At 64.7% G+C, this 14,476-nt stretch carries 12 protein-coding genes; 7 read left to right on the plus strand and 5 right to left on the minus strand.

Annotated features, from left to right (window positions below; translation table 11 throughout):
* Window positions 1–450 precede the first annotated feature (450 nt).
* The 7 genes from I4X03_RS17550 (at window position 451) to I4X03_RS17580 (ending at window position 9,050) form a co-directional block, all read left to right on the plus strand.
* Window positions 451–3,537 (plus strand): Rne/Rng family ribonuclease, encoded by a 3,087-nt coding sequence (locus tag I4X03_RS17550; protein WP_223469546.1) that lies wholly within the window; start codon window positions 451–453, stop codon window positions 3,535–3,537.
* 110 nt (window positions 3,538–3,647) lie between these two features.
* The gene (gene chrA / locus I4X03_RS17555) at window positions 3,648–4,973 is read left to right on the plus strand and encodes a chromate efflux transporter (protein WP_223469547.1); all 1,326 of its coding nucleotides are present in this window, start codon (window positions 3,648–3,650) and stop codon (window positions 4,971–4,973) included.
* Window position 4,974: 1 nt separating this feature from the next.
* A complete protein-coding gene (moaA, locus tag I4X03_RS17560; RefSeq protein WP_223469548.1) occupies window positions 4,975–6,084 on the plus strand; it encodes a GTP 3',8-cyclase MoaA in 1,110 nt (369 codons plus the stop codon).
* A gap of 4 nt (window positions 6,085–6,088) precedes the next feature.
* Window positions 6,089–6,706 (plus strand): molybdenum cofactor guanylyltransferase MobA, encoded by a 618-nt coding sequence (mobA, locus tag I4X03_RS17565; protein ID WP_223469549.1) that lies wholly within the window; start codon window positions 6,089–6,091, stop codon window positions 6,704–6,706.
* Entirely contained in the window at window positions 6,703–7,986 is a 1,284-nt protein-coding gene (gene moeA / locus I4X03_RS17570) for a molybdopterin molybdotransferase MoeA (protein ID WP_223469550.1), read from the plus strand. The genes mobA and moeA overlap by 4 nt, the downstream gene beginning before the upstream one ends.
* Before the next feature lie 26 nt (window positions 7,987–8,012).
* Window positions 8,013–8,456 (plus strand): GFA family protein, encoded by a 444-nt coding sequence (locus I4X03_RS17575; RefSeq protein WP_223469551.1) that lies wholly within the window; start codon window positions 8,013–8,015, stop codon window positions 8,454–8,456.
* Between the two features lie 12 nt (window positions 8,457–8,468).
* Entirely contained in the window at window positions 8,469–9,050 is a 582-nt protein-coding gene (locus I4X03_RS17580) for a TMEM175 family protein (protein ID WP_223469552.1), read from the plus strand.
* Between the two features lie 2 nt (window positions 9,051–9,052).
* On the opposite strand, the gene I4X03_RS17585 is transcribed toward I4X03_RS17580, so the two are convergent.
* The 5 genes from I4X03_RS17585 to cqsA form a co-directional block, all read right to left on the minus strand.
* Complete coding sequence (locus I4X03_RS17585) at window positions 9,053–10,585, minus strand: acyl CoA:acetate/3-ketoacid CoA transferase (protein ID WP_370660528.1); 1,533 nt, start codon at window positions 10,583–10,585, stop codon at window positions 9,053–9,055.
* A 92-nt stretch (window positions 10,586–10,677) separates the two neighbouring features.
* Complete coding sequence (locus tag I4X03_RS17590) at window positions 10,678–11,997, minus strand: DNA recombination protein RmuC (protein ID WP_223469553.1); 1,320 nt, start codon at window positions 11,995–11,997, stop codon at window positions 10,678–10,680.
* A gap of 4 nt (window positions 11,998–12,001) precedes the next feature.
* Entirely contained in the window at window positions 12,002–12,400 is a 399-nt protein-coding gene (locus I4X03_RS17595) for a group II truncated hemoglobin (RefSeq protein WP_223469554.1), read from the minus strand.
* Window positions 12,384–13,151: a sterol desaturase family protein gene (locus I4X03_RS17600; RefSeq protein ID WP_223469555.1), complete on the minus strand. Its 768-nt coding sequence runs from the start codon at window positions 13,149–13,151 to the stop codon at window positions 12,384–12,386. Before I4X03_RS17600 ends, I4X03_RS17595 begins: the two co-directional genes overlap by 17 nt.
* Window positions 13,152–13,193: 42 nt before the next feature.
* Window positions 13,194–14,438 carry an alpha-hydroxyketone-type quorum-sensing autoinducer synthase gene (gene cqsA, locus I4X03_RS17605; RefSeq protein ID WP_223469556.1) on the minus strand — a complete coding sequence of 415 codons (1,245 nt, stop codon included), beginning with the start codon at window positions 14,436–14,438 and terminating at the stop codon, window positions 13,194–13,196.
* Between the last annotated feature and the right edge of the window lie 38 nt (window positions 14,439–14,476).

A 14,476-nucleotide genomic window follows, 5' to 3' on the forward strand; every position in this document is an offset into this window, starting at 1 on the left:
ATTGCTTGGAATTTTAAGGATAAGTACCGGCAAGCCGGCCTGTAGGCGGGCTCGCCGGATGATGGCGTCGATAACGCTTGTCGTTTTCGCCCGACCGGATTTTCGCTTCGTACTTGAGGCTTGTGAGGTAAAGGCAGCAATGCCTGGGTATCCAAGCCTTTGTATGTTCGCCAAACCGCGGTCTGGCCATTGATTTGCTCACCGCCTGGCTGTTAGCCGTGCCCCACGTTCGACCGGGCTGCATTCGGCAAGTTGCAGGTGATGCGTGCACTCGGCATGTCGATCGACCCCACAGCGCCTGTTACGGCCATGACGCGCAGCGTCAGCGCGCCGTACGCTTAGGCATACCCACATCCGGCATCTCCACTTCTAGCGTACATCCCGTGTACTTTTTGCCGCTTTAACAAGCGGCACTGGATCGGCCCTCGCGGGCCGCGGAGTTAATAAAAAATGAAACGTATGTTATTTAACGCTACGCAGCAAGAAGAGCTGCGCGTAGCGATCGTCGACGGTCAGAAACTGATCGACATCGATATCGAAACGGCCGGCCGCGAACAGCGCAAGTCGAATATCTACAAAGGCGTCATCACCCGTATCGAGCCGTCGCTGGAAGCCTGCTTCGTCAGCTACGGCGAAGACCGCCACGGTTTCCTGCCATTCAAGGAAGTGGCCCGCACCTATTTCCGCGAAGGCGTCGATGTGCGCAATGCGTCGATCAAGGATGCGCTGCGCGAAGGCCAGGAAATCATGGTCCAGGTCGAGAAAGAAGAACGCGGCAACAAGGGCGCTGCCCTGACCTCGTTCATCTCGCTGGCCGGCCGCTACCTCGTCTTGATGCCGAACAACCCGCGCGGCGGCGGCGTATCGCGCCGCGTCGAAGGCGAAGAACGCCAGGAACTGCGCGAAACGATGGACAAGCTCGACCTGCCGCAAGGCATGTCGGTGATCGCCCGCACCGCCGGCATCGGCCGCAACGTCGAAGAGCTGCAGTGGGACCTGAACTACCTGATGCAGCTGTGGCGCGCGATCGAAGGCGCCGGCAAGCAAGGCAACGGCGCTTTCCTGATCTACCAGGAATCGTCGCTGGTGATCCGCGCAATCCGCGATTACTTCCAGCCGGACATCGGCGAGATCCTGATCGACACCGACGACATCTACGAGCAGGCCCATCAGTTCATGAGCCACGTGATGCCCGACATGGTGCACCGCGTAAAGCGCTACAGCGACGACGTGCCACTGTTCTCGCGCTTCCAGATCGAGCACCAGATTGAAACCGCGTATTCGCGCACCGTGCCGCTGCCATCGGGCGGCGCCATCGTGATCGACCACACCGAAGCGCTGGTCTCGGTCGACGTCAACTCGGCGCGCGCAACCCGCGGCTCGGACATCGAAACGACCGCCTTCAACACCAACTGCGAAGCGGCCGAAGAAGTGGCGCGCCAGCTGCGCCTGCGCGACCTTGGCGGCCTGATCGTCATCGACTTCATCGACATGGAAGTGGCGAAGAACCAGCGCGAGGTGGAAACCCGCCTGAAAGACGCGCTGCACCACGACCGCGCGCGTGTCCAGATGGGCAAGATTTCGCGCTTCGGCCTGATGGAACTGTCGCGCCAGCGCCTGCGTCCGTCGCTGTCCGAAGGCAGCCACGTGACCTGCCCGCGCTGCTCCGGCACCGGCCACATCCGCGACACCGAATCGTCCGCCCTGCAAGTCCTGCGCATCATCCAGGAAGAGGCGATGAAGGAAAACTCGGCCACCATCCACGTGCAAGTGCCTGTGGACGTCGCCGCCTTCCTGCTCAACGAAAAGCGCGGCGAAGTGCTGAAGATCGAGAACCGTCACCGCATCAGCGTGATCCTGATCCCGAACAAGCACCTCGACACGCCGCACTACAAGCTCGAGCGCATCAAGCATGACGACCCGCGCCTCGAAGACACCCAGTCGAGCTACACCCTGGCCGAGACCGCCGACACCGACATGGCCTACAGCAAGCGCCAGAAGGAAGACGTCAAGCCGCGCCAGGAAGCCGTCGTCAAGACGATCACCCCGGCCCAGCCTGCGCCGATGGTCGACCGCTCGACCGTCGAAGTACCGAAGGTTGTCGCTCCGGTGCTGACCGCGCCGGCCGAACTGGGCTTCCTCGCGAAAGTGAAAGCCTTCTTCTTCGGTCCCGAAGAAACCGTTGCCGCAGCCCCTGTCGTTCCGGCGACCCCAAGCAAGCCGGCAGCCGCCGACCGTGGCGACCGCAATGTCCGTGGCCCGCGTGGCCGTGGCCGTGGCGGCAAGCAAGGCGGCCGTGAGCGCGAAGAGCGCGAACCAGGCAAGGCCGGCCAGGACGAGACCGTCAAGGCGGCAGACGCCGACACCAAGCCAGCGCGTCCACCGCGCCAGCCGCGTCCGCCGCGTGAACCACGCGAGCAGACCGAGGTGGCAGCAGCGGCGCCGCGCGCCGAACGTGGCGAGCGTGCCGAACGTCCGGAGCGCGCCGAGCGTCCTGAACGCCCGGCCCGCCAGCCGCGCGAGCGTGCCGAGCGCACGCCGGCGATCGAAAGCCGCACCGACGAACTGGCGGTAGCGCCTGTCGTGGCAGCAGCAGCGGCAGCGGCCATCAATGTTGGCGTGCCTGCCGAGCAGGAAGCACTGGCGCCGAAAACCGTGATGACCATCGGTCCGAACGGTGAAGAAATCGAAGTCGAAGCAGGTGGCGACGAGCCGCGCCGCCGCCGCCGCCGTGGTGGCCGCAACCGCAATCGCCGCGACCGCGAGCTGGGCGAAGGCATGGAAGGCCAGGAAGGCGACGTTGACGGCGAACAAGCTTCTGAAGCAACGTTCACCGTTGCTGCCGAAGCGGACGTGGCAGCGGCTCCCGCCGTTGCAACGCCTGAACCAGTCGCCGAAGAGAAAGCACCGGTAGCGGAAGCGCCAATGGCGGCAACCTCGGTTGTTGCTGCAGACGTCGCCGAAACGGGCGCCGCACCAGTACCGTCGGCAGAGTATGTTGCATCGGAAGCAATGGCCGAAGCATCGGCTGCTGCGGAAGTTGCCGCGCCAGTCGAAGCGGCGCCGGCAGCAGCCGACGTTGCAGCACCTGCCGCGACCGCGCCTGTGGTGGTCGCGCCAGTGGCTGCTGAGCCAACCCCTGAGCCAACCCCTGAGCCAACACCTGAGCCAGCCCCTGAGCCGGTAGCAGTAGCGGCAGCGCCGTCGTACGCCGAGCCAACGATCTTCACGCCTGATCCGGTCTCGGAACTGGTCGCCGAGCCAGTTGCAGCCGAGCCAGAAAAAGTCGAAGCGCCTGCCCCTGTGGCAGCCGCCGCGCTTGCTCCTGCGGCTGCGCTTGCTCCGGCGCCGATCGCCGACATCAACGAGCTGCTCGGTTCGGCAGGCCTGGTGATGGCGTCGACCGATCCGGAAAAACTGCGCGCAGCGCAGGAAGCAGCGGCCCAGGTCGCAGCACCGGTACGCAAGCCGCGCGAACGCAAGCCACTGCCGCCGCAAGCGGACGAACCGCTGATCCAGATCGACACCCGTCAGTAATCCGATGGCGCGTTGAAATGCAAAAAGGGAAGCTTCGTGCTTCCCTTTTTTATTTGTAGCAATGATTGACGCAGGGCGGACAAGCAAAACACGCATCCGCCGAATTCACCATGACATTCCCGCGCGACATCGTCCCTCCCCCTGTCAGCCTGTCCGAGGCCTTCTGGTACTGGCTCAAGCTGGGCTTCATCAGCTTCGGCGGCCCTGCCGGCCAGATCGCGATGATGCACACCGAACTGGTCGAACGCCGGCGCTGGATCTCCGAGCAGCGCTTCCTGCACGCGCTTAACTACTGCATGCTGCTGCCCGGTCCCGAAGCCACCCAGCTGGCCGTCTACATCGGCTGGCTGATGCACCGCACGCGCGGCGGCATCATCGCTGGCGTACTGTTCGTGCTGCCGTCGCTGCTGCTGCTGATGTTGCTGTCCTGGATCTACCTTACCTATGGCACGCTGCCGCTGGTGGCAGGCATCCTGTATGGCATCAAACCCGCCGTGGTCGCCATCGTGCTGGCCGCGGCATGGCGCATCGGCACGCGCGCGCTGCGCAACCCGGCAATGATCGCGATTGCCGTCGCCGCCTTCCTCGCCATTGCGGTCGCCAGCCTGCCGTTCCCGGCGATCGTGCTGGCGGCGGCCGTCATCGGACTGGTCGGCGGCCGCGTGCGGCCGCGCCTGTTCCAGCCCGGCGGCGCCGCTCCCAGCAGCAATGCGTCCTACGGCCTGGCCATCATCGACGACGCCACCCCTACCCCGGCCCACGCGCGCTTCGCGCCACGGCACCTGCTGAAAGTGGCGCTGGTCGGCGGCGCGCTGGGCGCAGCCGTCTGGCTGCTGCTGGCCAGCCGCTACGGCTTCGCGCACACGCTCGCACAGATGGGCTGGTTCTTCACCAAGGCCGCCATGCTGACCTTCGGCGGCGCCTATGCCGTGCTGCCCTACGTCTACCAGGGCGGGGTCGAGCAGTACCAATGGCTCACGGCAACCCAGATGATCGATGGCCTGGCCCTCGGCGAAACCACGCCTGGCCCGCTGATCATGATCGTCGCCTTTGTCGGCTTCGTCGGCGCCTGGACGCACGCGCTCTTCGGGCACGACAGCTTGCTGCTTGCGGGCATTGCCGGAGCGTCGGTCGCCGCCTTCTTCACCTTCCTGCCGTCCTTCATCTTCATCGTTGCCGGTGGCCCGCTGGTCGAGTCGACACGCGGCAATGTCCGCATGACCGCGCCACTGACCGCGATCTCCGCCGCCGTGGTCGGCGTCGTTGTCAGCCTGGCGCTGTTCTTCGGCCAGCATGTGTTCGTCACTGGCGGCCGTATTGACTGGCCGGCGGCCGCGATCAGCGCCGCCGCGTGCATCGCCTTATTCCGCTTCAAGGTTGGCACCATCAAATTGATTGCCGCCTGCGCCCTTGCTGGCCTCATGCTATCGTATTGAAATGACTGAAAAAACAATCCTGTTCCGTGACGAACGCAACGCCGCGCCAGCGATTCCGCGCGTGCTGGAAACGCCCACCGGCCTGCTGGGCGATGCGCTCGCGCGTCCGCTGCACGACCTGCGCATCTCGGTTACCGACCGCTGCAATTTCCGCTGCGTGTACTGCATGCCGAAGGAAGTATTCGACAAGGACTACGCCTATCTGCCGCAGACATCGCTGCTGTCCTTCGAAGAGATCACCCGCATCGCGCGCCTGTTCGTTGCGCACGGCGTTGAAAAGCTCCGGCTCACCGGCGGCGAACCGCTGCTGCGCAAAAATCTCGAACGGCTGATCGGCATGCTCGCCGAACTGCGCACGCCAGGCGGCAAACCGCTCGACCTGACCCTGACCACCAACGGCTCGCTGCTGGCGAAAAAGGCGCAGTCGCTGAAAGACGCGGGCCTGAACCGCGTGACGGTCTCGCTCGACTCGCTCGACGACGCCACCTTCAAGCGCATGAACGATGTCGACTTCGCGGTCGCCGATGTACTGGCCGGCCTGGAAGCGGCGCACAAGGCCGGGCTTGGTCCGATCAAGGTCAACATGGTCGTCAAGGGCGGCATGAACGACCAGGAAATCGTGCCGATGGCGCGCCATTTCAAAGGCAGCCCGTATGTGCTGCGCTTTATTGAATACATGGACGTCGGCGCGTCGAATGGCTGGAACATGCGCGAGGTGGTGCCGTCCGAAGAAGTGGTGCGGCGCATCTCGGCCGAGATGCCGCTGCTGCCGATCGGCGCCAACTACACCGGCGAGACCGCGGCGCGCTGGCGCTATGCCGACGGCAGCGGCGAGATCGGCATGATCTCCAGCGTGACCCAGGCCTTCTGCCACGACTGCTCGCGCGCGCGCCTGTCGACCGAGGGCAAGCTGTACACCTGCCTGTTCGCGACCCGCGGCAGCGACTTGCGCGCCCTGCTGCGCGAAGGCCGCAGCGACGCCGAGATGTCGACTGCGATCGCCCACATCTGGCGTGCGCGGACCGACCGCTATTCCGAAACGCGCACGATCAATACCGATGGCCTGGTTCTCGGCGGGCCGAAGGTCGAGATGTCTTACATCGGAGGCTGAGCCAATGCCGTTACCCGAACAAATAACCGGCTTGATCCTGGCCGGTGGACGCGGTAGCCGCATGGGCCATGTCGACAAGGGCCTGCAGCCGTTTCGCGGCAAGGCGATGGCCGCACACATCATCGAGCGCCTGGCGCCGCAGGTTGGCGCCGTTGCCATCAACGCCAACCAGAACCTTGAGCAGTACGCGGCGTTTGGCGTTCCGGTCTGGCCCGACGACCTGCAAGGCTTCGAGGGTCCCATGGCCGGACTGGAGACGGGCCTGCGCCGCTGCGCCACCGACTATCTCGTGACCGCGCCTTGCGACTCGCCCTTCCTGCCGACGGATCTTGTCGCGCGCCTGTCGGCCGCACTGGAGACCAGCGGCGCCGACCTCGCACTGGCCGAAACCGAGGAGCCGGACGACAGCGGTGCGATGCGTGTCCAGCCGCACCCGGTATTCGCGCTGGTTAAAAGATCCGCCCTGCCCCACCTGGCGGCCTTCCTCGCAACGGGCGGGCGCCGCATGGACGGCTGGTACGGCGCGATCAAGGTCGTACGCGTGCGCTTCGGCGACGCCAGCGCCTTCCGCAACATTAATACCTTGCGCGAACTGCAGCAGTTCGAGAGCGAACAAGAATGAAGAACACGACACTGAACGACGTCACCAGCTGCCTGTCAGGCTACGATCCCGATGCACTCCCGGTGCGCCACGCGCAGCGCATCATCAACGACTTCATCACGCCTGTGAGCGCGATTGAACAGGTCGCGCTGCGCTCGGCGCTGGACCGGGTTCTGGCCGCCGACATCGTCTCGCCGATCAGCGTGCCGGCGCACGACAACTCCGCCATGGACGGCTACGCGCTGCGCGGTGCCGACCTGAGCGAATCGTCGGCGACGACGCTGAAAGTGATCGCCACGGTGTACGCAGGCCGTCCCTCGGAGATCGTGCCGCAGAGCGGTGAATGCGTCCGCATCATGACCGGCGGCGTGATGCCTGAAGGCTGCGACAGCGTGATACCGCAGGAGCATGTGGCCGCGATCGGCGAGTCCGGGATCACGATTAATCCCGGCACCATTCGCACTGGCGACAACCGCCGCTTCGCCGGCGAGGACCTGATGGCCGGCAGCGCGGCGCTGGTAAAGGGAAAGATCATTCGTCCGGCCGATCTTGGCCTGATCGCCTCGCTCGGCATCGCAGAGGTGCCGGTGATGCGGCGCCTGCGCGTGGCGTTCTTTTCGACCGGCGACGAGCTGCGTTCCATCGGCGAGCCTTTGGCAGCTGGCTGCGTCTACGACAGCAACCGCTACACCCTGTTCGGCATGCTGACGCGGCTTGGGTGCGACATCGTCGACATGGGCATCGTGCGCGACGATCCCGAGGCGCTGGAGCAAGCGCTGCGCAGCGCGTGCGAAAACGTCGATGCGGTGATCACGTCCGGCGGCGTGTCGGTAGGCGCGGCCGACTACACCAAGCAGATCATGGCGGAACTGGGCGACGTGACGTTCTGGAAGATCGGCATGCGGCCAGGGCGCCCGCTGGCGTTCGGGCGCATCAGCTCGAACGGCAAGAGCGCCTTCCTGTTCGGCCTGCCCGGCAATCCGGTGGCGGTGATGGTGTCGTTCTACTTCTTCGCCCGCGCAGCGCTGCTGCGCATGATGGGAGCCGACGCGCCGCAGCTGCTGCTGAAGGTTAGGTCGGCCGGCGCCTTGCGCAAGAAGCCGGGGCGCACCGAGTACCAGCGCGGCGTCTTGTCGATCAACGAGGACGGCGAGCAGCAGGTCAGCATCACCGGCTCGCAGGGTTCGGGCATCCTGCGTTCGATGTCGGAGGCGAACTGCATGGTGGTGCTGCACGATGAACAGGGCAACGTCGACATTGGCGATATGGTTGACGTGATTCTCTTTGAAGGCTTGATTTAGCTGATGACGTCCCTACTGGAGCGGCCATGATTAAGACCGTTGGCGGTACCGAGATCAAGCCCAGGCATCGCGCGTCATGCCACTGCGGCGCCGTGGTACTCGAACTCGACCTGCCTGACGGAATCGTCGACCCGCGCCGCTGCGACTGCTCGATCTGCCGACGCAAAGGCGCGATTGTGGCCTCGGTGCCGCTCGCGGGAATCACCATCATCCAGGGCCAGGATGCCTTGCGGCTGTACGAGTTCAACACCCACACCGCCAGGCACTACTTTTGCTCCCACTGCGGTATCTACACGCACCACCAGCGGCGCTCCAACCCGCATCAATATGGCTACAACGTCGGCTGCCTCGACGGTGTCAATCCCTACGATCTTGCCGAAGTCCCGGTCAACGACGGTGTGAATCATCCTGCCGACCGATTGAAGAGCCCAGCCTTGCAGGACAAGTCGATAAAACAGCAATCAGATTAATCTGGAGAACTGATGGGCAAGAATCGGCTGGAAGCATTCAGCGACGGTGTCATCGCAATTATCATCACCATCATGGTGCTGGAGCTGAAGGTGCCACACGCGGCAGACCTGCAGGCGCTGGCGCCCTTATGGCCGGTATTTCTCAGCTATATTCTCAGCTTTATTTATGTCGGCATCTACTGGAACAACCACCATCACCTGATGCATTCGGTGCAGGCGATCAGTGGCCGGGTGTTGTGGGCCAACCTGCATCTGCTGTTCTGGCTCTCGCTGATCCCGTTCGTCTCCGGCTGGATGGGCGAGAATCACTTTGCCACCCTGCCCGTCGCCGCATACGGACTCGTGCTGTTCATGTGTTCAGTCGCCTACGATGTCCTGGTGCGTAGCCTCAGCCGTCAACAAGAGAACACCATGCTGGCCGAGGCAATCGGTTCGGACCGCAAGGGCATCCTGTCGGTCGTGCTGTACCTGAGCGGCGTTGCGCTCTCGTTCGTTCATCCATGGATTGGCTTCGCGGTGTACGCCGGAGCCGCCGTGGTCTGGCTCATCCCGGACAGCCGGCTCGAGCGCCGCCTGAGCGAGGAACATCGCTGACATCAGGCGGCGAAGACAGCATCGGCCATCAGCGCGAGCGATGGACTTACCGCAGGGGTGAAATCCATCTGCGCCAGCACGTCGCGCTCCAGGTCGATGCCTGGCGCGATCTCAATCAGTTCGAGTCCACCTTCCACCAGTCTGAATACGCAGCGCTCTGTGACATAAAGGGCTTGCTGCCCGCGTGCGTAGGCATGCGCGCCTGAATAGGTGCGGTGCTCGACGTCGGCGACGAACTTGCGGGTGCTGCCCTCCTTCACGATGCGCAGGCGTCGGTCTTCGATGGCGATCTGCAGTCCGCCGGCAGTGAAGGTCCCGACGAACACCACTTTTTTCGCATTCTGGCTGATGTTGATGAAGCCGCCGGCACCGGCCAGGCGCGAGCCGAACTTGCTGACGTTGAGATTGCCGAAGCGATCGGCCTGCGCCAGCCCGAGGACCGCGGCATCGAGCCCGCCGCCATCGTAGAAATCGAACTGGTAGGGCTGGTCGATCACCGCTTCGGCGTTGATGGCCGCGCCAAAATCGAGACCGGATACCGGCATGCCGCCGATGACGCCCGCTTCTGCGGTGAGCGTGATCTTGTCGAGCATTTGCCGTTCGGCCGCCGCCTGCGCGACGCCCTCGGGCATGCCGATGCCGAGGTTGACGATGTCGCCTTCATTCAGCTCCATCAGCGCGCGCCGGGCGATGATCACACGCTCCGACAACGGAGCCGGTTTGATCGAACCCAGTGGCAGCCGTACATGGCTGGCATAGGCTTCGCTGTAGGCGGTGCCGAAGGTCTGCTGGTGATATTCGGGTTTTTCGGAGACGACCACGTAGTCCACCAGAATGCCGGGCACTTTCACCTGGCGGGCGTTGAGCGTGCCTGCGTCGACGACCTTCTCGACCTGGACGATGACGATGCCGCCCGAGTTATGCGCCGCCATCGCAATGGCCAGCGCTTCGAGCGTCAGCGCTTCCTTTTCCATCGTGACGTTGCCATTGGTGTCAGCGGTCGTGCCGCGGATAATGGCCACGTCGATCGGCTGCGCCTTGTAGAACAGGTACTCCGCGCCGCCGATGATCATCAGTTCCACCAGCTCGTCGCGGGCGCGCGCGCTGATCTTGCCGCCGCCGTAGCGCGGGTCGACGAAAGTGCCGACCCCGACGGACGACAGCAGGCCCGGCTTGCCGGCGGCGGTGTCGCGGAACAGCTGGCTGATGACGCCTTGCGGCAGGTTGTAGGCCTCGATCTGGTTGTCGATGGCGAGCGCCTGCAGCTTGGGCACCAGGCCCCAGTGCCCGCCGATCACGCGCCGCACCAGGCCATGGTGCGCGAAGTGGTTCAGGCCGCGGTCCTTGCCGTCGCCCTGGCCGGCGGCGTAGATCAGGGTCAGGTCGCGCGGCAGCCCGGTGGAAGTGAAGCGCTGTTCGAGCGCCACCGCGATGTTCTCCGCAAACCCCACGCCGACGAAGCCGCCGGTGGCGACTGTGGCCCCGTCGCGAATCCGCTGCACCGCTTCTGCTGCCGTGACGACCTTGTTGCGCATGCTCGCTCCGTCAATGCACGCCGCTCCGGCGGAGGCAGGAGCGTGTGCTGAGTGTTAATGCCCTATGGGTCCCCGCGTGCGCGGGGACGGCGCTAAACGTTGTCGCTGTCCGCAGATTCAATCTCCGGACCAAGCAGCAGCTGGGCCGCCTCGCTTGGCAGAGCTTCCACCGATTTGAGCCGCTTCGCCATCTGGCGGCTGCGGACCTCGGCGTTCTCGATATTCTTGGCCGCGCGCTCCAATGTCAGTTTGGTCGCGCTCAGTACATCGCCAAATTTTCCGAATTCCGTCTTCACCGCGCCGAGTACTTCCCACACCTCGGAGGATCGTTTTTCCAGCGCCAGGGTGCGGAAACCCATCTGCAGGCTGTTCAGGATCGCGGCCAGGGTCGACGGGCCTGCGATCGACACGCGCAGCTTGCGCTGAAGGTCGTCGGCCAGGCCCGGCCGGCGCATTACTTCGGCATACAGGCCTTCGGTGGGCAGGAACAGGATCGCAAAATCGGTGGTGTGCGGCGGCGAGACATACTTTTCGCAGATCGTCCTGGCCTCGTTGCGCACCGCTTTTTCCAGTTCCTTGCCGTACAGCGCGACACCGTCGGCGTCGGCGCGGTCGGCAGCGTCGACCAGGCGTTCGTACTGCTCCTTGGGGAACTTGGCGTCGATCGGCAGCCACACAGGCGCGCCGCCGTCGGTCAGGCCGGGCAGCTTGATCGCGAATTCGACGCGCGCGTTGGTGCCCGCCACGGTCTCGACGTTCTTCGCGTACTGGTCGACCGTCAGCACCTGCTCCAGCAGCATTTCAAGCTGGACCTCGCCCCAGGTGCCACGGGTCTTGACGTTGGTGAGCACGCGTTTCAGGTCGCCCACGCCCAGCGCCAGCTGCTGCATTTCGCCCAGGCCCTGGTGCACCCGCTCGAGCCGTTCCGACACCTGCCTGAACGATTCGGTCAGGCGCGTCTCGAGCGTGGCATGCAGCTTTTCGTCGACCGTCTTGCGCATCTCTTCGAGGCGGGTCGCGTTATCGGTCTGCAGGTCCTTGATTTTCGATTCCAGCGTCGCGCGTACTTCCATCATGCGCTGCGAGTGCGATTCGGTCAGCGTGGTCAGGGTGCGCTGGAGCGTGTCGGCGAAGCGCTTGAGGGCGACCGCCTGCTCTTCGCGCCCGCTGCTCGCCTGCAGCATGCTTTGCTGGCGCAGGCTGTCGAGCTGCTGGACGGTGGCGCCGTGGTACTGGGCCAGCGTGGCGCCCAGTTCCTGGCGCGTGGCCTGCGCGCTGGCCTGTAGTTCGCCGCGCAGTTCGCGCTCCATGCGCTCGGAATCGCGCCCGCGCCCGCGCAGGAGCATTAACACCTGCAGCGCGATGACGATGGCGGCAAGGGCGGCCAGTACCAGGAATTCAAGTTGGGTCATCGCGTCAGCCGGCCTTGTTGCGCATCCAGTCGGCGGTCTGGAAGAATGATTCCATCAGCCGCAGCCGCAACGATTCCTCGATGCCGACATCTTCCATCGCCCACGCCATCGCGCGCAGCCACTGGTCACGCTCGCTTGACCCGATGGCGAACGGCAGGTGGCGCGCGCGCAGGCGCGGATGGCCGTACTTTTCGACGAACAGGTCGGGCCCGCCCATCCAGCCGGACAGGAACATGAACAGCTTGTCGCGCGAGCTGTCGTTCGGCTTCGGGTGGAGCGCATGGATGCCCGCGAATTCCGGCTCCAGCTCCATCAGGTCGTAAAACCGGTCGACCAGTTCGCGAACGCGCGCCTCGCCGCCAATCACTTCATACAGGGTAGTAGGTTCACTCATGTGCGCCATGATAGCGCAGCGCAACCGGCTCGTCTTCCTTGCGCTGCATGGCGGCCTCGTATTCAGGCATGTTGGTACCCATCCAGCGGTCCCACAGGTTGAAGTACAACATGAAGTGGCCCTTGGAGCGGGCGTGGTGCAGGTTGTGGTGGGTGCTGGTGATGAACCAGCGCGCGACGCCAGGGCTGTAGAACTCGTAGCCGAGGTGGCTGATCACGTTCAGCACCGTGAGGATGACGATATAGGCGGCGACGGCGACCGGGTGGACCGGCAGCACGAAGGCCAGCGGCGCATACCACGCCACTTCAACCACCGCTTCGAGCGGGTGGAACGCGTAGCTGGCAAACGGCGTCGGGTTGGTGAAGGTATGGTGCAGCTTGTGCACATGGCGGAACACCTTCGGGTGGTGCATCAGGCGGTGCGCCCAGTAGTAGTAGGTGTCGTGGACCACCGCCATGACCGCGACCGATACCGCGAGGTAGGTCCAGCCGTATTGGTCAACCTCGAAATAGCCGAGGCTCCATCCCGCTTGCGCGGTCAGCCAGGTGATCGTCAGCAGCGACGACAGGATCAGGATCGACAGCACCGACCAGGCGATTTCGCGCCCGACCTGCGCCGGCCGCGGGTACTTCTGGATGCGCTGCGCCGCGTAGCGCTCGCGCCCCACGCTCCAGACCAGCAGGTAGGCGCCGCCCGCGCACAGCGCGTAGACGGCGAGGAAGAACAGGGAGATTGCGGCGAACAGGAACAAGGTGGACATTTTGGACACTCCTATCGGTGTTTTTATGGTGTGCTGCGGCGTTCAGACCAGGGTCAGGCGGCGCGACCGGCGCGTGGACGACCAGCTATCGAGGTCGACTTCCTTGCGCATGTCGTCGCAGGCGTCGAGCAGGCGGCTGATCTGCTGCGCGGTCATGCCCGAGTTCAGGGTCAGGCGAACCAGCGAGCGGTTCTTCGCGGTGGCCGGGGCGCAGAACACCGCGCCATACACGCCGCGCCGCTCCAGCGCCTTGCGCAGCGCCAGCGTCTTCGGCTCGGGCCCGGCTTCCAGCGCGACGATCTGCTCGGTCCCGTCGTCGACGTTGTAGCCAAGTTCGCGCAGGCCTGCGCGCACCTGGCGGGCATGCGCGTGCAGCGCGGCGCGGCGCTGGTCGGCATCGCCGATCAGGTCGAGCGCCGCGTCGAACCATGCCAGCTCGTGTTCCAGCAGGCAGGAACTGAAGATCGCCGGGCGCGAGGCCGACAGGAAGTAGCCCTTGAACTTGCTGGAACAGGTGATGTAGCCGGCGCGGCCGGCGAAGGCCTTGGCCAGCGAGGCGGTGCGGAAGTGCACATCGTCTTCCAGGCCCATCTCGGCCACGATGCCGGCGCCGCGCGGCCCGTGCGTGCCGAGCGAGTGCGATTCGTCGACGATCAGGATCGATCCGCTGCGCTGGGCGATGTCGACGATCTCATGCAGCGGCGCGACGCTGCCGTTGGTGCTGTACAGCGCGTCGACGACGATCACGCCGCCGCCATGCTTGTCGACCTGGCGCGCGAGGTTGCCGGCGTCGTTATGCAAAAACGGCACCCCTTCCGCACGCGCCGACTGCACCCCTTCCCACAGCGAGGCGTGCGCCAGCATGTCGAGGTAAACCGGCACCCCCGGTTCGGCCAGCGTCTGGATCAGCCCGACATTGGCCGCCCAGCCGGACTGGGTCAGCACGCCGTCCTCGGCGCCCATGAACTGGGCAAACCTGGCTTCCAGCGCATGCTGGCGGCTGCCTTCCTGCAGGAAGACGGACGACATCAGCAGGCCAGCCTGGCTCGATTGCAGGCAGCGTGCCTGCGCGGCCAGCAAGGATTGCTCCGAAGAGATGCACAGGTAGTCATTCCCGGCGAGCATGATGGCGGCCGCGTCGGCAGGCTTCCAGACATGCAAGTGTTCCCCGCCCAGCAGCTGCTGGACGCGGGTCACGTAATGCTCATCCATACGGCGGGTGACGAACGGCGGGAGGCAGTGCTCGGCACTGACAAACAGGCGTTGCTGGCGGGCGGCGAAGGTCATGATTTCTCCTCTGTAAAAGGAGTTCATTGTGTGCGTGC

The sequence above is a fragment of the Massilia soli genome, from assembly GCF_016809835.1.
Taxonomy (GTDB): Bacteria; Pseudomonadota; Gammaproteobacteria; order Burkholderiales; family Burkholderiaceae_D; genus Telluria_A; species Telluria_A soli.

What these genes read in the sequence shown, in the direction of transcription:
- I4X03_RS17550 (WP_223469546.1), top strand. Translation starts at nt 451, where the DNA reads ATGAAACGTATGTTATTTAACGCTACGCAGCAAGAAGAGCTGCGCGTA.
- chrA (WP_223469547.1), top strand. Translation starts at nt 3,648, where the DNA reads ATGACATTCCCGCGCGACATCGTCCCTCCCCCTGTCAGCCTGTCCGAG.
- moaA (WP_223469548.1), top strand. Translation starts at nt 4,975, where the DNA reads ATGACTGAAAAAACAATCCTGTTCCGTGACGAACGCAACGCCGCGCCA.
- mobA (WP_223469549.1), top strand. Translation starts at nt 6,089, where the DNA reads ATGCCGTTACCCGAACAAATAACCGGCTTGATCCTGGCCGGTGGACGC.
- moeA (WP_223469550.1), top strand. Translation starts at nt 6,703, where the DNA reads ATGAAGAACACGACACTGAACGACGTCACCAGCTGCCTGTCAGGCTAC.
- I4X03_RS17575 (WP_223469551.1), top strand. Translation starts at nt 8,013, where the DNA reads ATGATTAAGACCGTTGGCGGTACCGAGATCAAGCCCAGGCATCGCGCG.
- I4X03_RS17580 (WP_223469552.1), top strand. Translation starts at nt 8,469, where the DNA reads ATGGGCAAGAATCGGCTGGAAGCATTCAGCGACGGTGTCATCGCAATT.
- I4X03_RS17585 (WP_370660528.1), bottom strand. Translation starts at nt 10,585, where the DNA reads ATGCGCAACAAGGTCGTCACGGCAGCAGAAGCGGTGCAGCGGATTCGC.
- I4X03_RS17590 (WP_223469553.1), bottom strand. Translation starts at nt 11,997, where the DNA reads ATGACCCAACTTGAATTCCTGGTACTGGCCGCCCTTGCCGCCATCGTC.
- I4X03_RS17595 (WP_223469554.1), bottom strand. Translation starts at nt 12,400, where the DNA reads ATGGCGCACATGAGTGAACCTACTACCCTGTATGAAGTGATTGGCGGC.
- I4X03_RS17600 (WP_223469555.1), bottom strand. Translation starts at nt 13,151, where the DNA reads ATGTCCACCTTGTTCCTGTTCGCCGCAATCTCCCTGTTCTTCCTCGCC.
- cqsA (WP_223469556.1), bottom strand. Translation starts at nt 14,438, where the DNA reads ATGACCTTCGCCGCCCGCCAGCAACGCCTGTTTGTCAGTGCCGAGCAC.